We start from the raw sequence: 22,515 nt of genomic DNA on the forward strand, positions 1-22,515 counted from the left end.
GGTGATGACCGACGACGCGCTGTTCGACGCGACGAGCCTGAACGACCTGTCGCTTTCCAATCGAGTCGGGCTGGCACCGATGACGCGCATCAGCGCCACCGACGAGGGCCTTGCGACGAACGAGATGGCCCACTACTACCGGAAGTTCGCCGACGGCGGCTTCGGCTTTCTCGTCACCGAGGGCGTCTACACGGACGACGCGTACAGTCAGGGCTACCTGAACCAGCCGGGGCTCGTCACCGACGACCACGTCGAGGCGTGGACGAACGTCACGGACGCCGTCCACGAGGTCGGGACGCCGATTTTCGCGCAGTTGATGCACGCCGGGGCGCAGTCGCAGGGTAACCCCCACCTCGGCGGCGACCGAACGCTCGCGCCCTCCGCGGTCCAGCCCGACGGCCAGAAGGCCGAAGCCTACGGCGGGAGCGGCGAGTTCGCCGTTCCGAAGGCGGCGGACGAGGCCGACCTCGAAACCGCCCGCGAGGGCTTCGTGCGGGCGGCGACGAACGCGGTCGAGGCCGGCTTCGACGGCGTGGAACTCCACGGCGCGAACGGCTACCTGCTGAACGAGTTCCTCGCGGCCGACGCGAACCGGCGCGACGACGAGTACGGCGGCGGACCCGAGTCCCGCGTCAAGTTCCCCGCGGAGGTCCTTTTGGCGGTCGCCGACGCGGTCCCCGAGGAGTTCGTCGTCGGCGTCCGCGTCTCGCAGGAGAAAGTGACCGACGGCGACTACGAGTGGCCCGAGGGCGAGGACGCGGCCGCGGTCTTCTTCGAGGAACTGTCGGCCGCCGGAGCCGACTACGTCCACGCGACCGAGACCGATGCCACGAGTCCGACCTTCGGCGCTGACGGCCCCTCGCTGGCCGAAGCCGCGGCCGAGTACGTCGCGGACGACACGGTCGTCATCGCCAACGGCGGACTCGGCGACCCGGACGCGGCGCGGGCCGCCGTCGACGCCGGCGCGGACCTCTTTACGCTGGGGACGAGCGCGCTCGCCAACCCGGACTGGCCGGCGCGCGTGGCCGCCGGCGACGACCTCGACGCGTTCGAGCCGACGAAGTTCCTCGCGCCGACCGCCGGGCTCTCGGACCACGAGGTGCCGTCGGAGCCGCCGCTCGCGGACGACTGACGCGCGCTCGACGCCGGACTCTCTGACGCTGAACCGACCACCGAACCCCTTCGCTTCCACTCGAACTCTCGTTTCACAGCTCCTCGACGGTCGCCGTATTCGGACGCGCTAACTCGATTCGACTACCCGAGCGTCACGTCGAGGTAGAGCATCACGACGACGCCGACCATCGTCCCGAACGTCGCCACGCGCTCGTGGCCGTTCGAGTGCGTCTCGGGGACGATTTCGTCGGAGATGACGAACAGCATCGCGCCGGCGGCGAACCCCATCGCGTAGGGGAGCAGCGCCGAGGCGTACTGGATGGCCCACGCGCCGAAGACGGCGAGCGGAATCTCCACGAGACCGGCGCGGATGCCCGCGAACGTCGCGTAGGTCGTGTTCCGAAGCCCGGCGTTGACGGCGGCGATGGAGACGGCGAGTCCCTCGGGGATGTTCTGGATGCCGATGGCGAGCATCAGCGGGATGGCGGTCCCGAGGTCGCCGGAGCCGAAGCCGACGCCGACGGCGAGGCCCTCGGGCATGTTGTGGATGGTGATGGCGACGATAAACAGGATGACCGAGGCCATCTTCTTCTCCGTTTCCGGGGCGTCCGTCCGGGTCTTCCCGGTCACGAGGATGTGGACGTGCGGAATCCACAGGTCCGCCTGGTCGAGGACGACGACGCCGATGACGAAGCCGACGAGGACGGGAATCGGACTTCCGCCCGCCGCCTCGATGCCGGGGAGGATGAGGCTCGTGAAGCTCGCGGCGAGCATGACGCCGGCGGCGAAGCCGAGGAGCGTGTCGAGCGAGCGCTTCGAGGGGTCGCGCCAGACGAGAATGAGAAGCGCGCCCAGCATGTTCATGCCGGCGATGACGATGCCGCCGAGGAGACCCTGCATCACCGGGTCCGAGCCGGCGAGCGAGACAAACAGCTCTTCGACCGCCATCACGGTCGTCTCACGCTCGGCGGTCGGTTTCCGCGTCGTTCGGTCATGGGCCACCTGACGGGCGGGAGGTATGTATTCCCTCCGTCGGTTCTCGTCGCCCGCGCCACCCGCGTCGGTCGGGACGGCGGGAGCGAGTCGAGTGGTCGCGGCCCGCGGGGGACCGGGCTACCCCGTCTCGTCGAGGACGTACCGGACCGTCGGCGACCCTTCGAACCGCGGACCGTGGCCGACCCGGTCGAAGCCGGCGTGCTCGACCGCGTCGCAAAGCGGCGTCTCGGATTCGAGGACGAGCACCTCGACCGGCAGGGATTCGGCGCTGGCGAAGCGGAGCGGTTCCTCCAGTAGTCGCCGCACCGCCGTCTCGGTCCCGCCGAGTCGGGTGACGTGGAGGACGCCGTCGCGGACGTCGAAGCCGACGAACCCGAGCACCGGTTCGTCGTCCGCCGGCGCGTCGGCGTGGGGGTCCGAGCCGGTGTCGGCGGTGGCGAGGCGAACCGTCCGGTCGCGTATCAGCCGCCGCATCGCCCGTACCGGCGCGTCGGCGACGGCGGCCAGCGCCTCGGCGTCGGCGTCCACGGCGTCTCTGACATCCATGCCCGAACGTTCCGCGGCTTCGGTGATAAATCTCCGCCCGCGAGGCGTCGGTACGGGCCGTCTCAGCGCCGGATTCGCGGGTGACGGCAACGGTTGAACCGGAGGACATAGTTATACGTCCCCCCGCGTTAGCCCCTCGCATGTTTACCAACGAAGCCCCGAAGCGACGCGACGCACCGGAGGGACGATGCGCGTAGTCGCGAAGTTCGGCGGCACCTCGCTCGGCAGCGGCGACCGAATCAACCGCGCCGCGGACTCCATCGCCGCGGCCGTCGAACACGGCCACGAAATCGCCGTCGTCGCCTCCGCGATGGGCTCGACGACCGACGACCTCCTCGACGAGATCAAGTTCGAGGCCGACGACCGCGACCGCGCCGAAATCGTCTCGATGGGCGAGCGGACCAGCGTGCGCATGCTCAAGGCGGCGCTGGCCGCCCGCGGCGTCAACGCCCTGTTCGTCGAACCCGGTACGGACGAGTGGCCGGTCATCACCAACGACCTCGGCGAGGTCGACGTCGAGGCCACGAGAGAGCGGGCCGCGAAGCTCGCGGCCGAACTCGACGGCGTCGTCCCGGTCATCACCGGCTTCCTCGCGCAGAACCACGACGGCGAAATCACGACGCTCGGTCGCGGCGGCTCCGACACCTCCGCCGTGATGCTCGGCAACTACATGGACGCCGACGAGGTCGTCATCGTGACCGACGTCGAGGGCGTCATGACCGGCGACCCGCGCGTGGTCGAAGGCGCGCGCAACGTCGGCCGCATCACCGTCGACGAGCTTCGGAACCTCTCGTTCCGCGGGGCCGAGGTCGTCGCGCCGTCGGCGCTGTCGTACAAGGACGCGGCGCTCGACGTTCGGGTCGTCCACTACCAGCACGGCGACCTGCTCACCGGCGGGACGCTCATCGAAGGCGAGTTCCACAACCTCATCGACATGCAGGAAGAGCCCCTCGCGTGTCTCACCGTCGCCGGGCGGGCGATTCGCAACCGACCGGGCATCCTCGCGGACCTCTCGACCGCCCTCCGAGAGGAGGACATCAACGTCGACTCGGTCGCCTCCGGGATGGACTCCATCACGTTCTACGTCCTCGAAGACGACTCCGACCGGGCCGAGGCCGTCCTCCACGACCGCGTCGTCGCCGACGACGCGCTGTCTTCTGTCACCGTCGAAGACGACATCGCCGTCGTCCGCGTCACCGGCGGCGAACTTCCGAACCGCCCCGGCGTCATCCTCGACATCGTTCAGCCGCTGTCCGATGCCGGCATCAACATCCACGACGCCATCACCTCCGCGACCTCCGTCGCCATCTTCGTGGCGTGGGACGACCGCGAGGAGACGCTCGGCATCATCCAAGACAAGTTCTGAGCCGGCCCCGCCCCGCAACTCGGTTCGAATCTATTTTCGCCGCCCTCGCGTCCCCGCCAGCGACGGCCAACGTCCGGTAGTACGCGACGGCCGCCGAGGTCGATTCGTGGCGGTTCGTGGCGACAGCCGACCAGCCGGCGACACCGATGTACACTCCCGTTCACGAGCGTCGAAAATCGGGCGTCGTCCATCGATTTTCTGCCTGCCGAATACTTCACATTCGCGGGCCTATTGCGGGCATGAAATCGTACAAGGCCAAGATGGTCGAACCCATCGAACTCCCCTCGCGCGAGGAGCGCGAGGCCGCCCTCGAACGGGCCGGCTACAACGCGTTCAACCTCGACGCCCGCGACGTGTACATCGACCTCCTGACCGACTCGGGGACGGGAACCATGTCCGCAGAGCAGTGGGCGGCGATGATTCGCGGCGACGAGGCCTACGCCGGAAGCGAGTCGTTCGCCCGCCTCGCCGACTCGGTCCGCGACGTGATGGGCTTCGAGCACGTCGTGCCGACCCATCAGGGCCGCGGCGCGGAGAACGTCCTCTACGGCGTCCTCTTGGAGGACGGCGACGTGGTGCCGAACAACTCGCACTTCGATACGACCCGCGCCCACGTCGTCAATCAGGGCGCGGAACCCGTCGACTGCCCGTCGCCCGCCTCGCGGGACCCCAACTCCACGGAGACGTTCAAGGGGAACTTCGACATCGACGCGGGCTACGCGCTCGTCGAGGAGGTCGGTGCCGACGCGATTCCCGTCGTCGTCCTCACCATCACGAACAACTCCGTCGCCGGCCAGCCCGTCTCGATGGCGAACATCCGCGCCACCGCCGAGTTCGCCCGCGACATCGACGCCATGTTCGCCATCGACGCCTGCCGGTTCGCCGAGAACGCCCACTTCATCAAGACCAACGAGGCGGGCTACGAGAACCACTCGGTCGCCGAAATCGCCCGCGCGCAGTTCGAACACGCCGACGCCGTCACCATGTCCGGCAAGAAGGACGCGCTCGTCAACATCGGCGGCTTCGCCGCGATGCGCGACGAGACGGTGTTCGAACACGCGAAACAGCGCGCCATCCTCTACGAGGGCTTTCCCACCTACGGCGGCCTCTCGGGCCGCGACATCGAGGCGATGGCCGTCGGCCTCCGCGAGGCCGTCACGCCGCCGTACGTGTCCGACCGCGTCGAGCAGGTGGCCGAACTGGGCGACCTGCTGGTCGAGGCCGGCGTCCCCGTCTACCAGCCGACGGGTGGTCACGCGGTCTACCTCGACGCCGGCGAGGTGTTCCCGCACGTCCCGAAAGACGAGTTCCCCGGACAGCAACTCGTCTGCGCGCTCTACCTCGAAGGCGGCGTTCGCGGCGTCGAACTCGGCGGCTTCGCGTTCCCCGGCACGGACCGCCCGGACCTCGTGCGCCTCGCGCTCCCGCGGCGCACCTACAGCCGCGAACACCTCGAACACGTCGCGGAGACGGCCGCGAAGGTGATGGAATCGGCCGGCGAGTACGGCGGCCTCGAAATCGTCGCGGAGCCGCCGATGAAGGAGCTTCGGCACTTCTCGGCGCGGCTCGAACCGGTGTCGAACTGACGGCTTCGGGATAGCTACTCGCTTTTTCCCTACTTCCCCTCGTACAGCCGACTCGCCAGCCGCTCCGGCAGGCCGACCTCGCGCACGCGCTCCGCGACGCGGTCGATGTCGTAGTTGACGCGCTCCGCCTCGATTTCCATCGCGTCGAGGTCGGCGACCGCGTAGGCCGCCCGCGGGTCGCCGTCGCGGGGTTGGCCGACGCTTCCGGGGTTCAGCACGATTCCGTCGTCGTAGATTCGGTGGCCCTGGACGTGGGTGTGGCCCAACACCAGCAGGTCCTCGCCGTCGAGGAGCGACGGCGAGAAGTCGTCGGGGTAGGTGTAGCGGTCGGGGTCGTTGGGGTGGCCGTGGGCGAGTTTGACCCGCTCGTCGGCGAGGTGTCGTGTTTTCGGAAGTGAGGATAGCCACTCCATCGACGCCGGGGAGAGCGCGTCGCGGGCGTAATCGACGCCCGCGGCCGCCATGCTGTTGAAGCGGAAGCCGGTCCCCGACGTGACCGCGCGGTCGTGGTTCCCCGAGACCGTCGGCACGTCCCGCTCGGCGAGTTCGGACACGCACTCGTCGGGCCACGGGTTGTAGCCGACCACGTCGCCGGCGCAGACCAATCGGTCGACCGGCGGCATCGATTCGAGCACCGCTTCGAGTGCCGGGAGGTTCCCGTGCACGTCCGAGATGACGCCCAGACGCATGGCTCGGTGTACGGGTGCGCGGCTGAAAAATCTCGGGCCGAGCCGAACTACTCGCCGTTGTAGAAGGCGGTCTCGACCGCGTCGCCGACGGTCGCGGCGGCGGCGCAGACGGCGTGTTCGAACTCGTGGTCGTAGAGTTCGCGGGCCGCGTCGGCGGCGGTCTCCGCGTCGAGGTCGAACGCGCGGGGGTCGTCTTCCTCGTAGGTCGCCACGAGCGTGGGTTCGGTGACGGCTTCCACGACGAGGGCGTCCCTGCGGACGATGCCGATGAAGGCCTCGTCGTCGCCGACGACGCCCGCGATTCGGGGGGTGTCGTAGTCGTCTTTCTCGTAGTCGAGCGCCAGCAGAATCTCCGCGAGGGCGTCCCGCGGCGGGTAGCCGAGGTCGAGTTTCTCCGCGATAGGGTCGACCTGCGAGCCGTTGCCGACGACGACGTAGTCGCCGCCCTCGCGGACGCAGTTGTAGGCGATGTAGGGGTTGTCAGTCTCGGGGGCGTCGGGCGTCGGTCCGACGGTCAGGGCGTCGTCCCGGTCGACGACCTGTCGGTTCGGGAAGGACCGAGAGGAGACGCGATACGCACCGATTCCGGGGCCAACGACGACGAATCGTCCGACGTACATACACGACAGTGGATAGAATAGGGGCAAATAGTTGGCGGTTTATGCACGTCTGTCCGTCACCGTGCGACGAAATCCCACGGAGGAATCGACACGCAACGTTTACAAATACCCGCGAAGTACGAACTGATGCGAAGTCCCATGGGGTAGTGGCCAATCCTGTTGCCTTCTGGGGGCAACGACCCAGGTTCGAATCCTGGTGGGACTACTTCTCAGCGTTCTACTCTCGACGAGGCCGCGCCGTCCCCCGTTCTCCAGTTGAAACGAAGGGGTAGGTCTCAGAAACCAAAGGGGCCCGTTTCGAGTGGAGTTTTTGATTCCAGACTCTCAGACTCACGAATACGGACGGTACGGGCCGCGAAAATCGTTTAGCGGTCGACCGCGAGGAGCGCGACTCGTTCTCTGACCAGCGCGGGGAGGTCGCCGTCGGCGACGCGCAACTCCGTCTCGCCCACGTCGAAGACGTCGCGGACGAGCGCTTCGTCGTAGTCGCCGAGGGTTTCTGCGGGTTCGAGGTCGAGTCGGTCGAACAGCGCGGCCTCGGCGTCGGCCTCGTCGCCGCCGTCGACGAGAATCACGACGGGGAGCGTCCCCTCCGAGACGCCGATTTCGAACGCGCGGTTGATCTGCCGGCGGCCGCTGGCGTAGAGGAGGATTTCGACCGCCCGGTCGCGGGCGATTTCGTTGCCGCGGGCGATGGCCCGGTCGGCGAGTTCGGTCGCCCGTTCGAGGTGTTCGCGGTCCACGACGTAGCGGGCGTCGAACGCCTGCACCGTCGCGCCCGTCTCGTCGGCTATCTCGCCGACGGCCGCGATGAACGAATCGAGGTCCGCGACGGTCGCGTCGGCTTCGACGAGCCTCATTCGAAATCACCCAGACTGGCCTGCTGGTCGGCGCGCTCTTTGGCCGTCTCGAAGCCGGCGTCGTCGGGGACGGCGTCGTCCGGCGCGTCGTCCTCGTCCACCTCGTCCATCGACGGATTCTTTCGACCCGCGGCTTCGAGGATGTTCTGTGCCGTCTTCCTGCGGCCCCGGAGGGCGGCGAGGATGCGCGATTTCTCGGCCTCGCGGAGGTCGGCGCGGCTCTCGACGCCGGCTTCGAACAGCCGGCGGGCGCGCTTCCGGCCGACGCCGCGGACGCCGGCGAGGTCGAGCAGTTCCTCGCGGACGCCGTACTCGACGCGCTTTTTCGCCTCGCGGACCGCGTACACCGAATCGAGGTCGAGTTCGGAGGCGAGTCGCTCGGCCGCGCCGAGGAGCCACTCGGCTGTCTCGACCTTCCCGCGGATGTCGCCGGGGCCGACGCCGTAGCGCTCCGTGATGCGGTCCTCGTCCACCTCGCCGACCCAGTCTTCGAGGAGTTTCGCGGTCTTCAGCGCCGACAGCCAGTCTTCGAACGCCACGTCCTCGTACTCCGAGGGCACGCGCCCGAGGAACTCCGGTTCGCGCTCGTAGCACAGCTCGGTGTAGGTCTCGCGGTCGCCGGACTTCAGGTAGAGCTGATACATGTCCGGCGTCCGGCAGACGAGGTGATAGAGACCGAGCGGCGTCGGATACGTCCGGTCGGTCTCGAACGCGTCGGCGTCTCCGTCGCCGCCGTCCCCGTCTTCGCCGCCTCCACTGCCGCCGTCGTCGGCGACCATCTCGCTGGCCCGCTGGAACCCGCCGGGTTCGTCGTCCGAGTCGCTCCGGTCTCCCTTCGGTTTCTCGGGCGTCTCCCCCGCGAGCGCCCGGAGCTTCTCGGCTCGGTGGTCGGCCGCCCATTCGAGGCCGTCGATGATTTCGGCGGCGCTCATCGGGTCGAGGTAGAGCCGCGAGACGGTGTGGCCGACGGGCGTCGCCCGAATCGTCTCGCCTTCGAACTCGACGAACCCGTTCACTTCGAGGTAGTCGAGCACGCGGTCTGTCACCTGTCCCAGTCGCTCGGGGTCGTCGGTCTGGGTCGCATAGAGCGTCTGGTCGAGGAATTCGAGCAGCCCCTCGCGGGTGTGGGCGAAACCCGAGGCGACCGTGGCGAGCAGGTGCATCCGCAGCGCGGGCTCGGCCGCGAGCTTCGACCGCACGTCTTCTGCGTCGGCCCAGATGTACCGCTCGAACAGTTCGTCGCGGGCGTCGGCGTCCTTCGCCAACAGCACCGCCTCGCCGTAGGGGTCGAGGCCGGGCCGACCGGCGCGGCCCATCATCTGGTGGACTTCGAGCACGTCCAGCGGCTTCATCCCGCCGTAGTCGCCGTCGTAGCGCTGCCAGTCGCGGACGACGACGCGGCGGCTCGGGGTGTTGACGCCGGCGGCGAGCGTCGGCGTCGCGCAGATACATTTGATGAGTCGGTCGCGGAAGGCGTCTTCAACGAGGGTGCGGTGCTCGGCGGCCAGCCCCGCGTGGTGGAACGCCGCGCCCTTGGCGACCGCCGCGGCGAGGTCTTCGGAGGTCTCGGTGTCGGACACGTCGCGTATCTCGGCGGCGAGTTCCGCGAGGTCGCTCCGCTCGTCGCCGGTGATGTACCGCTCCGTCACGTCGGCCATGCGGCGGGCCGCGGACTCGGCGTTGCGCCGCGAGTTCACGAAGACGAGCGAGGAGCCCTGGTCGCCGTCGTCGTCGCCCTCCAACGCGTCGGCGACGAGCGCGGGCGTCTGTCGTTCCCCGCGGCCGACCGGCACCTCGCGTTGGCTCCCGTCGGCGAAGGAGACGGCGTTGCCGTAGTGGACGCCCATCTTGAGGTCGATGGGTCGCCAGTCGGACTTGACGAGCCTCGCGTCGAGCCAGTCGGCGACGACGCCCGCGTTGCCGACGGTCGCCGACAGCGCGACGACCTGCAGGTTCGGGTTGAGCCGGCGGAGCTTCGCCAGCGTGACCTCCAGAGTCGGCCCGCGGTGGCGGTCGTCGACGAGGTGGACCTCGTCGGCGACGACGCAGGTGAGTTGGTCCATCCACGCCGCGTTGTTCCGGACGAGCGAGTCGACCTTCTCGGAGGTGGCGACGATGATGTCGCGCGAGGAGAGCCACTCGCCGTCGGACTCGTAGTTGCCGGTCGAGACGCCGACGTCGATGCCGTACTCCTCCCAGCGCTCGAACTCGGCTTTCTTCTCGGAGGCGAGCGCCCGGAGCGGGACGATGTACAGCGCCTTCCCGCCGCGCGCGACGCTCGACAGCATCGCCAGTTCGGCGACGAGCGTCTTCCCGCTCGCGGTCGGGACGGCGGCCACGAGGCTCTCGCCGTCCGTCAGGCCGGCCTCGACGGCCTCGGCCTGCGGCGGGTACAGCTCCTCGATGCCCTCGTCGCGGAGGGCCTCGGGAACCCCCGTCGGTAGGCCCGTCAGGTCCGCAGTTCGCATTGCATCCCCCTTGGACCGTCCCCCGGTTTAAGCCATCGGGTCGGGGCGGGTGCGGGCGCATCGGTCTCGCGTCGGCAGGGCTTTGTACGGCCCGGCGGTACGATTGCCCATGAAAGTCGAGTACGACCGCGACACCTGTATCGGCATGTTCCAGTGTGTCGACGAGTGGGAGGGCTTCGAGAAGAACGTCGACGACGGCAAGGCCGACCTCGTCGACGCCGAGGAGACCGACGACGGCGTCTTCGTCCGCGAGGTCCCCGAGGACGCCGAGTTCGACGCGAAGTTCGCCGCCCGCGTCTGCCCCGTCGAGGCCATCCGCGTCCTCGACGACGACGGCGAACAGCTCGTCCCCTGACCGCGACGCCGACGGGCCTGCTGTTTTCTCTCGCGTCCGCGACGCGGCCGAACCGTGTGACCGTCGACCGTGGGGCGCGTCCCCGAACCCCTCCGTTTCGACTGGAGATTCGGCCGACGATAGAGTGTAAAAGTTAAGCGGCGGCCCCCTAATCGTGCCACTATGAGCCAAGCGACGAAAATCGTGCTCGGTACCGTCGGCGTGTCGGCCCTGCTGGCCGTCGTGTTCATCGGGATGAGCATCGCCTGAGCGGATGTTCGAGACGCGCACCCTGCCGTCGGACCTCGAATCGGTCCGCGACGAGTACGCCCCCGGCGCGCTCGTCTTGGACGTGGCCGGCGACTTCGACACCATCCCCCCGGAGGCCGCGGAGAACCTCGGGCTGGTGGTCGAGTCGCTCTCCCCGGCGGCGTACCCCGCGGAGTGGCTACCAGACGACGCGCCCCAACAGCTCCGGCGCTACGCGTCGTCCGATTTCACCATCGGGATGCCCGGCGACGGCACGGTGACGTGGTCTCGACAGACCGCGCCGCCGGTCGTGCTGGTGAAGTACCGCGCGAAGGGGACGCCCGACGACTTTCTGGACTTCCTCATCGCCGAGGCGTTCGTGCAGGCCGGCAACGACGAGATTCCCGAACACTTCCTGCCCTTCTTCGGCGAGCGGTTCCCCGACCTCGCCGCGGCGACGCCCCTCGGCCCGAGCGAGACGTATCAGGTCGCCGCCGCGCTCTACGAGGGCTGGGTCGGGCTCCACACCCGCGAGGCGTTCGCGTCGTGGGAGGGGAGCCACGACCGCCTCCACGAGGCGTGGGTCGACGCCGGCGGCCGCCTCGACGACCGACTCGAAAACCTCCCGCGGCTCGTCGCGCTCGGCAGACTCTCGTTCGCCGAGGCGACCGAGTTCGCGTGTTCGGCTATCAAACACGGCCGCGACCTCCCCGCGCCGTTTTCGGCGCTGGACACCGCGGCGTACCGCGACCACGGGCCGAGCTACGCGGTCAAGTGGGCCGAAAAGACGTTCGAGCAACTCGCGGCGGACGACGATGTGGCGTCGGGCGGCGACGCCGACACCGACCCGACCGCCGACGACGCTGACTCGGCGTAGCCGGTCGCGTCGCGTTTCGCCTCAGAACTCGGTCGTGACGGTGCCGTCCTCGTTGAGGTCGACGACGCCGTCGAACAGTTCGCGGAAGCGGTCGAGCGTCTCCTGGTCGTGGACCTCCTTCGAGAGGTGGAACAGCCCCACCGCGTCGAACTCGTCGAGGAGTTCGAGAATCTGCTTCGTCGCCTCGAAGGCGCGGTCCTCGTCGGCGTAGTAGGCCATCTCAGTGACCGAATCGACGCTGAGCCGGAGCTTCCCGTCGTGGCGTTCGAGGAACTGCCGGGTCTTTTCGACGATGGCGTCGAGGTCGTCGGGGGCCGCGACGTAGTGGATGTTGTCCGAACTGCGTCGGGAGTAGCCGCGCTCGATAGAGAGCGTGTCGAGGATGGTGGCGCTGGATTCGTCGACCTCGTAGTGTTCCAGCTTCTGTTCGACCTCGCGCGCGGTGGTCCGCGTCGAGATGACGAGGAAGTGGTCGGTGTCGACCTTGAAGAAATCCGTGTCGATGCGGTCGGTCTCGCCGATGCTCGGATGAAGGAGCAAGATACCTGTGCCGCCCGGAATCGTCTCGGGCGTGTCTTCGATGGCGAGCTCGTAATCCATACCCCAAGCAGTTACCCTGCCGACTTAATCCTTCATACCGCTTGGCCGGCGTCGTCCCGGGACTGTGGTGCGTGTTGACACCTCGCTCGCTCCGCTCAGAACAGCGAGTCCGCCGTGGCCGCGCCGATGACGCTGAACACCGCGCCGACGCTCGTCGCCTTGAGCGTGATGCGGAGCACCGCGAGGTCGAGTTCGTACCCCAGCGCGGAGCCGACGACCTGACCCGACACGTCCGAGAGGAACGTCCCCGGCGCGTCGAACGCGAGCGCGAGGATGAACACGGAGAGATACGAGACGGAGATGAGCGAGATGAACCGGACGGGAATCCCGCCGACCTCGCGCTCCCTGTCGGGGTCGCGGTCGTCGGCCTTGTAGAGCGCGCCGTAGCCCACCGCGAGCACGATACAGAGCGTGAGGAGCGCCTGCGCGAACGACATGCTCCGCGCGAGCACCCACACCTCCTCGGTGACGACGAACGGCCCCGCGAGGAGGAAGCCGCCGACGACCTGCTGGGCGGTGTCGGCGAGCGCGAACCGGCGGCGGACTCCGACCATACACCGGTCGTCGTGACGGCGGTAATTAAAAGGCGCGTCGCGGCGACGGCGACACCGAGCGGCCGGGGGGTTCGACATCGCCGCGGGCCAGTTCGAACGCATTTTCACCCCGGCGCGCGAGGCTTCGGTATGAGCGTCCGCGACGAGTTCGACGCCTGGGCGGCCGACGGCCGCGACAGGGGCATGGAGGACCGACACTGGCACACCGCGAAGCACGCGCTCGCGCGGATGCCCGTCGAGGAAGGCGACACCGTCGTCGACCTCGGAACCGGGAGCGGCTACGCCCTCCGCGCGCTCCGCGACACGAAGGGTATCGGCCGGGGATTCGGCCTCGACGGCTCGCCCGAGATGGTCCAGAACGCCCGCGCGTACACCGACACCGACGACCTCTCGTTTCTCGTCGGCGACTTCGACGACCTCCCGTTCGAGGACGACAGCGTCGACCACGTCTGGTCGATGGAGGCGTTCTACTACGCCGCCGACCCGCACCACACCCTCGAAGAGGTCGCCCGCGTCCTCAGGCCGGGCGGCACGTTCTACTGCGCGGTGAACTACTACGAGGAGAACGTCCACTCCCACGAGTGGCAGGACCTCATCTCCATCGATATGACCCGCTGGTCCCACGCGGAGTACCGCGAGGCGTTCCGCGACGCCGGCCTCCACGTCGCCGAACAGGACTCCATCGCCGACCTCGACATCGACATCCCGGCGGCCGCCGAGTTCCCGACCGACGACTGGGAGACCCGCGAGGCGATGGTCGAACGCTACCGGACGTTCGGCACGCTCCTGACCGTCGGCGTCGCGCCCTGAACTGAACGGCGCGGAAAGACGACCGCCCCGCGCTACTCGACGATGTGAGCCGCCGCCGGGTCGAATCCGACCTCCATCGTCGTCCCGACCTCGAATCCGGCCGCCGATTCTTCGCCGCCGTCTTCGACCGCCACGACGAGTTCCGTCCCGTCCCAGTCGAGTCGCACCCGCGTCGTCGCCCCCTGAAACTCGGTGTCGACGACGGTCCCGCGAATCCGGTTCGTCCCCGCGTCGGCCCGGAGCCGTTCGGGCCGGACGCAGAAGGTGAGTTCGTCGCCGGGTTCGGGTCGGGGGGGCCCTTCGGCCCGCTCCGAACTTCCGTCACCGGGCTGCGTTCTCGACCGTCCGAGCACGCGCCGCCCCTCGGCCAGCGCGAACACCGCGTCGCCGACGCCGACGCGAACCCCCCCCGTTTCCGGTCGAGACTCGACGACCGCGTCGAGGACGTTGTTCTCGCCGAGGAACTCCGCGACGAACCGCGTCCGGGGTCGGTGGTAGAGTTCGCGGGGCTTGCCGACCTGCTCGACGCGGCCGCGGTTGAGGACGGCTAGTCGGTCTGAGACCGCCAGCGCCTCCGACTGGTCGTGGGTGACGTAGACGGTCGTCACGCCGAGTTCCGACTGGATGCGCTTTACCTGTCGGCGGAGCCGGTCGCGGAGGCGGGCGTCCAGCGCCGACATCGGCTCGTCGAGGAGCAGCAGGTCCGGGCCGGGAGCGAGCGCGCGAGCCAGCGCGACCCGCTGTTGTTGCCCGCCCGAGAGCGAGTCGGGGTCGCGGTCTTCGAACCCCGCGAGGTCGACGAGGTCAAGCAGTTCCGCGACGCGGTCGTCGCGGGAGCCGCCGCCCGGCGGGTCGGTAAAGCGGAGGCCGTAGGCGACGTTCTCGCCGACGCTGAGATGCGGGAACAGCGCGTAGTTCTGGAACACGACGCCGACGCCCCGCGACTCGGGCGCGACGCCGGCCATCGACTCGCCGTCGAAGCGGACGGTCCCCTCGGTCGGGGGCTCGAAGCCGGCGATACAGCGGAGCGTGGTCGTCTTGCCGCAGCCGGAGGGTCCGACGAGCGTGAAGAACTCGCCGTCGTCGACCGACAGCGAGACGGAATCGAGCGCCGTCGCCGACCCGTAGCGTTTGGACACCGCGTCGAGTTCGAGTCTCACGGGTTCGCCTCCGAAGTCACGTGCTCCCCTCGCCGGCGGACGGTCATAATTCTCACTTCCCGCGCTCCCCCGCGGCTCGCGTTCTGCGTCCGCCTCGTTTCGACCTTCGGTCCCCTCACAGTTCGCCCCATCGCCCGCCGAAGCGGTCAACGACGAGGAAGCTGGCGGACGTGACGAGAAGCAGGAGACAGCCCATCGCCGTCGCGGGGCCGAGCCGTCGCCCGAGGAACCGCTCGACTGCGACGGGCATCGTGTAGCTCCCCGCCCCCTCCGCGAGGATGATGGTCGAGTCGAACTCGCCGATGCTGATGGCGACGGCGAACGCCGCGCCCGCGACGACGCCGGTCCAGACGAGCGGCAGTTCGATGTCCACGAGCGCGCGGGTTCTGGTCGCGCCGAGCGACCGCGCGGACTCCACGAGCCGGCCGTCGAGCCGGGCGAAAAGCGGCGCGACGTTCCGGGTGACGAAGGGGTACGCGCCGACGGCGTGGGCCGCGACGATGGCGAGCGCGCCGGTGACGCGGATTCGCGTCCCCAGCACGTCGACGCCGAAGACGAGGCCGCGGAGCAGGCCGAGGCCGACGACGATGCCCGAGACGGCGAAGGGGGCCATCGAGAGCACGTCGATGAGCCCGCGCCCGCGGTACCGGCGGGTCGTGAGGACGGCCATCGTCACGCCCATCGGGACGGCCACGACGAGCGTCCCCGCGGCGAAGGCCAGCGAGTTCAGGATGGCCGGGAGGGGCTTGACCTGAAAGCTCGCGCCGGTCGCCTGTCGCTCGGCGAGGAAGGCGTAGTTGGCGAGGGTGAAGCCGCCGTCGCCGCCGGTGACGCTCGCCAGTATCATGCTGGCGATGGGGACGACGAACACCAGTCCGACGACGAGGGCGTAGCCGGCGATGCCCGCCGTCCGGAGCGCCGATTTCGGCGTCCAGTCGGACGGGACGACGGACCGGCGGGGAAGCGGGTTCGCCGCGCCGCCGGCCGACCGCTGGCCCGCCTCGTACCGGAGGTAGACGGCGGTCAGCGTGATGGAGACGGCCGTCTCGACGACCGCGAGGCTGGCGGCCTCGGCGTACGCGAGGTCTCGCACCCGCGAGTAGACGAACACCTCGATGGTCGCCAGTTGGAAGCCGCCGAGCGCGAGGACGATGGGGAACGACGCGAAGGTGAAGATGAACGTCAGCGTCGCGCCGACGCCGATAGACGGCAGGAGTTGCGGGAGGACCACGTCGCGGAAGGCCCGCCGCGGGCTCGCGCCGAGCGAGCGGGCGGTCTCGACGGTTCGGGCGTCCACGCTCTCCCACGCCGCGGTGACGACGCGGGCGACGAGCGGGGCGTTGTAGAACGCGTGGGCGACGACGATGGCTTCGAGCGTGAACAGCAGTTCGACCGGCGGGAGGCCGACGAGCGAGAGCGCGCGGTTCAGCGTCCCGTTGCGGCCGAACGTCGCCACGAAGCCGATGGCGACCATGATGGAAGGCATGACGAACGGGAGGATGGTGAGAGAGCGGAGCGTCTCGCGGCCGCGGAACTCGAAGCGGGCGAACAGCCACGCGGCGGGGAGGCCGAGCGCGAGGCTGGCGAGCGTCGAGTAGAACGCCTGCTTCGCCGTGAACCAGATGATGTCGACGAGGTAGAACTCGCTCGTCAGCACCGCCGCGATGGGTTCGACAGTGAGTCGGCCGTCGGCGAGGACGGCGTCGGCGAAGACGGTGGCGACGGGGTAGTAAAACAGGACCAGAAGGACGACGGCGGTGAGCGCCGCGACGAGGGTGAGCAGTCGCTGTTCGAGGGCGCGGGCGGCCCGTCGAACCGAGGCCGAGACGCGGCTCACCGGCTCACCTCACTTGCTGGCGAACTCGCGGGCCCACGCGTCGGTCCAGTCACTCAGGTTGTTCTGAAGCCGGTCGTAGGAGAACGTGACGGCTTCCGGCGGCTCTTGGGCGTACTGCGCGAACTCCTCGGGGAGTTCCGCGGTGGTCGTCGCCGGGAACTGGACGTTGCGGACGGCGATTTCGGCCTGCACCTCGGGCCGGAGCACGAAGTCCATGAATTCGGCGGCGAGGTCGGGGTTCGACGCGTCGGCGAAGGGGGCCATCCCCTCGGGGTTGGCGTAGCCCTCGTCGTTCAGGAAGCGAATCTGGTGTCTCGCCATGTCCTCGCCGGACTCGGCGGCGTACACCTGATCGGTCGAGTACGAGACGACCATCGGGGCCTCCCCGTTCGAGTAGGCGTTGTAGGAGTCCTCCCAGTTGCCGAGGACGCGCACGTCGTTTTCCTTCAGGCTCGCCCAGTAGTCGAGGTAGCCGTCTTCGCCCTTGGCGTCGATGGTGTGGAGTAAGAACGCCTGTCCCGTCGCCGACGACGTGGGGTTCTGCGCGAGGAGCGCGCCCGCGTACTCGGACTCCAGCAGGCCGTCGAACGTCTCGGGGGCGGCGAAGTCGCCGTCGCCGTAGGTCTCGTCGTAGACGAGCGAGATGTACCCCGTGTCGTAGGGGACCGCGCGGCCCTGCGGGTCGAAGTTCAGTTGCTCGTTCACGTCGCCGATGCGGGACAGCCCCTCGGCGGGCGAGAACAGCGCCTCGTCGAGGTTCTGGTCGATGCGGACGAGCATCTGCGCGTCGAGGCCGACGTAGAGGTCCGCGCCGGACTCGACGCCCTGGAGGGCGCGCTCGATGTAGTAGTTCACGCCCGAGTCGGGCGTCTGCCACTCAAGGGTCGCGTCGAACTCGGATTCGAACGTCTCTTTCAGCCACGGCCCGGGGCTCGAACTCGGCGCGTCGACGAACGAGCCGTAGGTGCCGACGGTGAGCGTCGGCGACTCGCCGCCCGCGGTCGTCCCCTCGGCCGTCTCGGTCGTGTCGCCCGACGCTTCGGTCGTCGTCTCTCCGCCGCCGGTCCCGGTACAGCCGGCGAGGAGCGCGGAGACGCCTCCCGCCCCCGCGGCCTTCAGGAAGCTACGTCGTCTCATTACTCGGTTGTTGTACTCTGTGGTACTTAACGAGCGTGATGTTCTCGAAGGCGGTACGCGGCCGAAACCGTCGGGTTCGAGGCTCGTCGCGGGAGAACGACTTTACCCTCTGCCGGAGTATCGTGAAAGGTGACTGCTTCTCGCCCGTACGTCTTCGGCGGTGTGCTCGCCCTCTTTGCGCTCCTCGCGGCGGTCATGCTCGCGGACGTGCTGGCGACGGTGTTTTTCGCCATCACCGTCGCCTACCTGCTCGTGCCGCTCAGGCGAGGCCTCGAAGCGCGCGGGGCCTCCCGGTGGGTCGCCAGCCTCGCCGCCACCGTCGTCGCGGCGGTCGGCGTCGCCGTGGTGCTCGCGCCGCTCGTCGTCATCCTCTTTCTCCGCCTGAACGACATCCTCGGCCTCGCGGCGCTCCTCCCCGACGTGGTGACCGTGGAGTTCCTCGGGATGGTCGAGACGGTGACGCTGGACGACGTGGTCGCGGTCGGCCTCGACCTGCTCCGGTCGGTCGGCCGCGCCGCCGCCACCGCCGCGCCCGTGGTGCTCATCAAACTCACGCTGTTCGGCTTCCTCGTGTTCGCGCTCCTCCTCAGCGGCGACGCCGTCGGCCGGACGCTCCTCGCGCTGGTCCCCGCCGACTACCGGGACGCGGCGACGGCGCTCAACGAGCGGGCCCGCGAGACGCTGTTCGCCATCTACGTCCTGCAGGCGGCGACCGCCGTCGGCACGTTCGCCATCGGCCTCGTCGTCTTCTGGGCGCTCGGCTACGACTACGTCGTCACGCTCGCCACGGTCGCGGCCATCCTCCAGTTCATCCCCATCGTCGGCCCGAGCGTCCTGCTCGCGGCGATGGCGGCCTACCACGTCGCCGTCGGCGACCTCGTCGCCGCCGCGCTCGTCGTCATCGTCGGCGGATTCGCGGTCGCGTGGCTCCCGGACATCCTGATTCGCCCGCGCCTCGCCAAGGAGACCGCCGACCTGCCGGGGAGCCTCTACTTCGTCGGCTTCGTCGGCGGCCTGCTTAGCCTCGGTCCGGTCGGCATCATCGCCGGCCCGCTCGTCGTCGCGCTCCTCGCGGAGTCGGTGGACCTGCTCGGCGCGGAGCTACGCGTCGACGATGACGGTGACGGGGCTGCGGGCGGTGACGCCGTCGACTCGCTCCAGTCGTAACCCCGCCCGTCAGTCCTCGACGACCGCACCGTCGCGGGCCTCCCACTCGGTGAGACTGCCCTCGTAGAACGCCACGTCGTCGTAGCCGAGGTGCGAGAGCACGACGTAGGTGTGGCTGATGCGCCGGGCGGTGTTGCAGTAGAGGACGACTCGCCGGTCCGGCGCGATGCCCGCGGCGTCCAGAATCGAGTCGAGTTCGTCCCGCGGTTTCAGCCCGCGCGTCTCGTCGTCGACGAGTTCGCGCCAGTCGAGGTTGACCGCGCCGGGGAGGTGGCCCTCCTCGTACTCCGCGGGGTCGCGGGTGTCGACGATGACGGTCTCGGGGTCGTCGAGCGCGGCCTCGACCGCCTCGAAGTCCACGAGCGGCGTCTCGGCCGGCTCGGTTATCTCGTAGACCGTCCCCGAGACATCGGTCGCCTCGGTCGTCGTCTCGCGCTCGCGGTTCCACGCGCTGAAGTCGCCGTCGAGGAGGTGGAGTTTCTCGGGGTCGTGCCCGTAGAGGAGCGCTGTGACGAGGAAGCGCGCGGCGAACACGCCGTGGGTGTCGTCGTAGGCGACCACGTCGTCGTCGGCGGCGATGCCCACGCCCGACAGGAGGTCGGTCCACGCGTCGCGGCCGGGGAGCATCCCCACGTCGCCGTCGGCGCTCCGGAATCTGTCGAAGGGTATCGACACCGCGCCGGGGAGGTGTCCGATGCCGTCGAACTCCCAGCCGTCCCGCACGTCCACGACGCGCACGTCGCCGAGTCGGTCCGCGAGCCAATCCGAAGAGACCACGTCTACCATGACCCCACGTTTCCGGGCCGCGGATTTAGGTCCGCCCCTCCTCGCACCCCTCGCCACGTGTCCGGGGTAGCGGATGTTGTTGCTGGTTCCGTCGGATACCGGACTCAGACAGCGCGTGACGGCTGTTCTCCGAGTCGCTTTCGGCGTCTCCCCCGCCATATCTGGGACAATATTGCCGCATCACCCGAGGTCAGGCCGTACATGCCGTCGGTGTGAGAGTTATGGGCCTTCCTGTTGTACGGAGAAACGCGATGTCAAACTCCGATTACGCGAAGGACGTACTCGTCTCTGCGGACTGGGTGGAGAGCCACCTCGACGAGTTCCAGAGCGACGACGCGGCGTACCGACTCGTCGAAGTGGACGTGGACACCGAGGCGTACGACGAGAGTCACGCCCCCGGTGCCATCGGGTTCAACTGGGAGTCCCAGCTGCAGGACCAGACGACCCGCGACGTGCTGACCAAGGAGGACTTCGAGGACCTCCTCGGCTCGCACGGCATCTCCGAGGACTCCACGGTCGTCCTCTACGGCGACAACTCCAACTGGTTCGCCGCCTACACCTACTGGCAGTTCAAGTACTACGGCCACGAGGACGTTCACCTCATGAACGGCGGCCGCGACTACTGGGTCGACAACGACTATCCGACGACCGACGAAGTCCCGTCCTTCCCGGAGCAAGACTACACCGCCAAGGGTCCCTTCGAGGACATCCGCGCGTACCGCGACGACGTCGAGAAGGCGGTCGACAAGGGCCTTCCCCTCGTCGACGTTCGCTCGCCCGAGGAGTTCTCCGGCGAGATTCTCGCGCCCCCGGGACTGCAGGAGACCGCCCAGCGCGGCGGCCACATCCCCGGCGCGAGCAACATCTCGTGGGCCGCGACCGTCAACGACGACGGCACCTTCAAGTCCGCCGACGAACTCCGCGAACTCTACGCGGACCAGGGCATCGAAGGCGACGAGTCCACCATCGCCTACTGCCGCATCGGCGAGCGCTCCTCTATCGCGTGGTTCGCCCTTCACGAACTCCTCGGCTACGAGAACGTCACCAACTACGACGGCTCGTGGACGGAGTGGGGCAACCTCGTCGGCGCGCCCGTCGAAAAGGGTAACTGAGCCGCCTCGGCTCGGTTCGAGTCGGACCCGACCGTACGGTTCTTTTTGCGGCTTACATCGGGAGAACGCTGATGCCGACGGCGACGAGCACGCCCGCGCCGAGAAGCACCATCACGCAGTAGCCCATGATGTCGCGGACCGACAGGCCGCTGATGGAGAGAAGCGGGATGGCCCAGAAGGGCTGAATCATGTTGGTCCACGCGTCGCCCCACGAGGCGGCGACGGCGACCCGCGGGATGGACTCGCCGGACGCCTTCGCGGCCGTGACGAGCGTCTCGCCGATGACGGCCCACTCGCCCCCGCCGGAGGGAACGAAGAAGTTCACGAGGCCGGCGGTGAAGAAGGCGAAGGCCGGGAGCGTCCCGTCGGGCGCGACGGCGACCATTCCCTGTGCGATCTGCGTGGCGAGGCTGACCGAGCCCTCCGGCGCGTAGGCCATGATGCCCATGATGCCCGCGTAGAAGGGGAACTGGAGGATGATGCCCCAGACGTTCTCGACGGCCTCGACGATGGCCTCGATGTACGCCTTCGGCGTCCCGTGGAACAGCAGGCCGAGGAAGAGGAAGCCGAAGTTGACGATGTTCAGGTTGAGGTTGTTCCACGGCATCGTTCCGTTTTGGATTCCCTCGACGAAGTACAGCCCGACGGCGAACAGGCCGACGAGGCCGATGGTCACGCCGATACCGAGCGAGTGCTCGACGCGCGTGGCGAGCGAGGCGTCGTCGGGGACGGCCGTGGAGGCCCACCCGCCGCTCGCCTGCTCGCCGCCGTCGGTCGCCGCCTCGAACTCCGCGGGGTCGATTGGGGTCTTCTTCGCCTCGTCGGTCGGGTACATGAGCGCGAACAGCGCCGGCAGGAAGAGGAAGCCGACCGCGACGACCAACACGAGGTTGGCGACCGTGAAGATGGTCCCGCCGGTGCCGAACGTCGCGTCGAGGATGCCCGCTTCGATGAGGAAGTTATCCTCGGTGTTCAACAACAGCGGAATCGACCCCGCGAGGCCGCCGTGCCAGACGACGAACCCGGAGTACGCGCCGGCGACGACGATGGGGAAGTCGATGCCGCGCATCTCGGTCGCTATCTTCCGGGCGAAAAGCGCCCCGACGACGAGGCCGAGGCCCCAGTGGACGAACGACGCCGCGGCGGCGACGACCGGCACCATCGCGGCCGCGCCCCGTTCCGTGCTCGGGACGCGCGCGAGTCGCGTCAGGAGCCAGTCCACGGGCTTCGTCTGCGCGAGCGCGTAGCCCGTCATCAGGATGAGCGTCATCTGCATCCCGAACGAAAGCAGGTTCCAGAAGCCGCCGTACCAGCCGTCGAGAAGCAGGTTTCCGGCGTGTCCGACGACGCCGGTCCCCTCGCCCGGCGCGACCGATACCAGCGCCAGCACGAACGCCACGCCCGTCAGAATGATGGCGAACAGAAACGCGTCGGGGAGGTACTGTTCGACCAGTTTCGAACTGCGCTCCGCCGCCTGCCTGATAGCGTTTGTCATAGCCCGCGTTATTTCATGATAATACAATAGGCACTGTCTAGTTAAGCCAGTTTGAGGAACGAGCAGGTCGTTGAGTTAGTTGGTCAAGATGCTCGCAGACCTGCTCAGCGAGTGCTTTGCGACGGATTTAGAAGAAACTTGGGAGCGTGAGCG

At 68.7% G+C, this 22,515-nt stretch carries 21 protein-coding genes and 1 tRNA gene; 9 read left to right on the forward strand and 13 right to left on the reverse strand.

Annotation, left to right across the window (positions count from 1 at the left end):
• Positions 1-4: 4 nt before the first annotated feature.
• Positions 5-1,132 (forward strand): NADH:flavin oxidoreductase, encoded by a 1,128-nt coding sequence (locus NDI65_RS19630; RefSeq protein WP_310894127.1) that lies wholly within the window; start codon positions 5-7, stop codon positions 1,130-1,132.
• A 122-nt stretch (positions 1,133-1,254) separates the two neighbouring features.
• Here the strand turns inward: NDI65_RS19630 and NDI65_RS19635 are convergent, their stop codons facing one another.
• On the reverse strand, positions 1,255-2,064 hold the full coding sequence (locus NDI65_RS19635; RefSeq protein WP_089777306.1) for a ZIP family metal transporter: 810 nt from the start codon (positions 2,062-2,064) through the stop codon (positions 1,255-1,257).
• 162 nt (positions 2,065-2,226) lie between these two features.
• Complete coding sequence (locus NDI65_RS19640) at positions 2,227-2,655, reverse strand: hypothetical protein (protein WP_042663596.1); 429 nt, start codon at positions 2,653-2,655, stop codon at positions 2,227-2,229.
• Positions 2,656-2,842: 187 nt separating this feature from the next.
• Between NDI65_RS19640 and NDI65_RS19645 the strand changes: the two genes are divergently transcribed.
• Together NDI65_RS19645 and NDI65_RS19650 are read left to right on the forward strand one after the other, a co-directional pair.
• Entirely contained in the window at positions 2,843-4,021 is a 1,179-nt protein-coding gene (locus NDI65_RS19645) for an aspartate kinase (RefSeq protein WP_042663597.1), read from the forward strand.
• A 239-nt stretch (positions 4,022-4,260) separates the two neighbouring features.
• On the forward strand, positions 4,261-5,607 hold the full coding sequence (locus NDI65_RS19650) for a tryptophanase (protein WP_089777125.1): 1,347 nt from the start codon (positions 4,261-4,263) through the stop codon (positions 5,605-5,607).
• A 29-nt stretch (positions 5,608-5,636) separates the two neighbouring features.
• Here the strand turns inward: NDI65_RS19650 and NDI65_RS19655 are convergent, their stop codons facing one another.
• Together NDI65_RS19655 and NDI65_RS19660 are read right to left on the reverse strand one after the other, a co-directional pair.
• A complete protein-coding gene (locus NDI65_RS19655; protein WP_089777126.1) occupies positions 5,637-6,296 on the reverse strand; it encodes a metallophosphoesterase family protein in 660 nt (219 codons plus the stop codon).
• 47 nt (positions 6,297-6,343) lie between these two features.
• Positions 6,344-6,916: an IMP cyclohydrolase gene (locus NDI65_RS19660; RefSeq protein WP_042663601.1), complete on the reverse strand. Its 573-nt coding sequence runs from the start codon at positions 6,914-6,916 to the stop codon at positions 6,344-6,346.
• Between the two features lie 132 nt (positions 6,917-7,048).
• On the opposite strand from NDI65_RS19660, the gene NDI65_RS19665 reads away from it, so the two are divergent.
• Positions 7,049-7,121 (forward strand) — tRNA-Gln (locus NDI65_RS19665).
• 160 nt (positions 7,122-7,281) lie between these two features.
• Here NDI65_RS19665 and cgi121 read toward each other — a convergent pair.
• The gene (gene cgi121, locus NDI65_RS19670) at positions 7,282-7,776 is read right to left on the reverse strand and encodes a KEOPS complex subunit Cgi121 (protein WP_089777127.1); all 495 of its coding nucleotides are present in this window, start codon (positions 7,774-7,776) and stop codon (positions 7,282-7,284) included.
• On the reverse strand, positions 7,773-10,244 hold the full coding sequence (locus NDI65_RS19675) for an ATP-dependent DNA helicase (RefSeq protein ID WP_089777128.1): 2,472 nt from the start codon (positions 10,242-10,244) through the stop codon (positions 7,773-7,775). Before NDI65_RS19675 ends, cgi121 begins: the two co-directional genes overlap by 4 nt.
• Before the next feature lie 109 nt (positions 10,245-10,353).
• Between NDI65_RS19675 and NDI65_RS19680 the strand changes: the two genes are divergently transcribed.
• Positions 10,354-10,599 (forward strand): ferredoxin, encoded by a 246-nt coding sequence (locus NDI65_RS19680; RefSeq protein WP_042665300.1) that lies wholly within the window; start codon positions 10,354-10,356, stop codon positions 10,597-10,599.
• 253 nt (positions 10,600-10,852) lie between these two features.
• Positions 10,853-11,704 (forward strand): hypothetical protein, encoded by an 852-nt coding sequence (locus NDI65_RS19685; protein WP_089777129.1) that lies wholly within the window; start codon positions 10,853-10,855, stop codon positions 11,702-11,704.
• Positions 11,705-11,725: 21 nt separating this feature from the next.
• Here the strand turns inward: NDI65_RS19685 and NDI65_RS19690 are convergent, their stop codons facing one another.
• Together NDI65_RS19690 and NDI65_RS19695 are read right to left on the reverse strand one after the other, a co-directional pair.
• Positions 11,726-12,304: a hypothetical protein gene (locus NDI65_RS19690; RefSeq protein WP_089777130.1), complete on the reverse strand. Its 579-nt coding sequence runs from the start codon at positions 12,302-12,304 to the stop codon at positions 11,726-11,728.
• Between the two features lie 95 nt (positions 12,305-12,399).
• Positions 12,400-12,858 (reverse strand): DUF2391 family protein, encoded by a 459-nt coding sequence (locus NDI65_RS19695; protein ID WP_089777131.1) that lies wholly within the window; start codon positions 12,856-12,858, stop codon positions 12,400-12,402.
• 129 nt (positions 12,859-12,987) lie between these two features.
• On the opposite strand from NDI65_RS19695, the gene NDI65_RS19700 reads away from it, so the two are divergent.
• Positions 12,988-13,668: a class I SAM-dependent methyltransferase gene (locus NDI65_RS19700; protein WP_042663608.1), complete on the forward strand. Its 681-nt coding sequence runs from the start codon at positions 12,988-12,990 to the stop codon at positions 13,666-13,668.
• Positions 13,669-13,700: 32 nt separating this feature from the next.
• Here NDI65_RS19700 and NDI65_RS19705 read toward each other — a convergent pair whose 3' ends face one another.
• The 3 genes from NDI65_RS19705 to NDI65_RS19715 form a co-directional block, all read right to left on the reverse strand.
• The gene (locus NDI65_RS19705) at positions 13,701-14,828 is read right to left on the reverse strand and encodes an ABC transporter ATP-binding protein (RefSeq protein ID WP_089777132.1); all 1,128 of its coding nucleotides are present in this window, start codon (positions 14,826-14,828) and stop codon (positions 13,701-13,703) included.
• A 115-nt stretch (positions 14,829-14,943) separates the two neighbouring features.
• A complete protein-coding gene (locus NDI65_RS19710) occupies positions 14,944-16,665 on the reverse strand; it encodes an iron ABC transporter permease (protein WP_089777133.1) in 1,722 nt (573 codons plus the stop codon).
• Positions 16,666-16,674: 9 nt separating this feature from the next.
• Positions 16,675-17,802, reverse strand: coding sequence for a thiamine ABC transporter substrate-binding protein (locus NDI65_RS19715; protein ID WP_089777134.1), 1,128 nt, complete (start codon positions 17,800-17,802; stop codon positions 16,675-16,677).
• Positions 17,803-17,931: 129 nt separating this feature from the next.
• On the opposite strand from NDI65_RS19715, the gene NDI65_RS19720 reads away from it, so the two are divergent.
• Entirely contained in the window at positions 17,932-18,969 is a 1,038-nt protein-coding gene (locus tag NDI65_RS19720) for an AI-2E family transporter (protein ID WP_310894128.1), read from the forward strand.
• Positions 18,970-18,978: 9 nt separating this feature from the next.
• On the opposite strand, the gene NDI65_RS19725 is transcribed toward NDI65_RS19720, so the two are convergent.
• On the reverse strand, positions 18,979-19,755 hold the full coding sequence (locus NDI65_RS19725) for a rhodanese-like domain-containing protein (RefSeq protein WP_089777136.1): 777 nt from the start codon (positions 19,753-19,755) through the stop codon (positions 18,979-18,981).
• A gap of 251 nt (positions 19,756-20,006) precedes the next feature.
• Between NDI65_RS19725 and NDI65_RS19730 the strand changes: the two genes are divergently transcribed.
• Positions 20,007-20,867: a sulfurtransferase gene (locus NDI65_RS19730; protein WP_042663616.1), complete on the forward strand. Its 861-nt coding sequence runs from the start codon at positions 20,007-20,009 to the stop codon at positions 20,865-20,867.
• A 52-nt stretch (positions 20,868-20,919) separates the two neighbouring features.
• Here the strand turns inward: NDI65_RS19730 and NDI65_RS19735 are convergent, their stop codons facing one another.
• Positions 20,920-22,362 carry a TIGR00366 family protein gene (locus NDI65_RS19735; protein WP_089777137.1) on the reverse strand — a complete coding sequence of 481 codons (1,443 nt, stop codon included), beginning with the start codon at positions 22,360-22,362 and terminating at the stop codon, positions 20,920-20,922.
• Between the last annotated feature and the right edge of the window lie 153 nt (positions 22,363-22,515).

The sequence above is a fragment of the Haloferax sp. S2CR25 genome, from assembly GCF_031624535.1.
Taxonomy (GTDB): Archaea; Halobacteriota; Halobacteria; order Halobacteriales; family Haloferacaceae; genus Haloferax; species Haloferax massiliensis.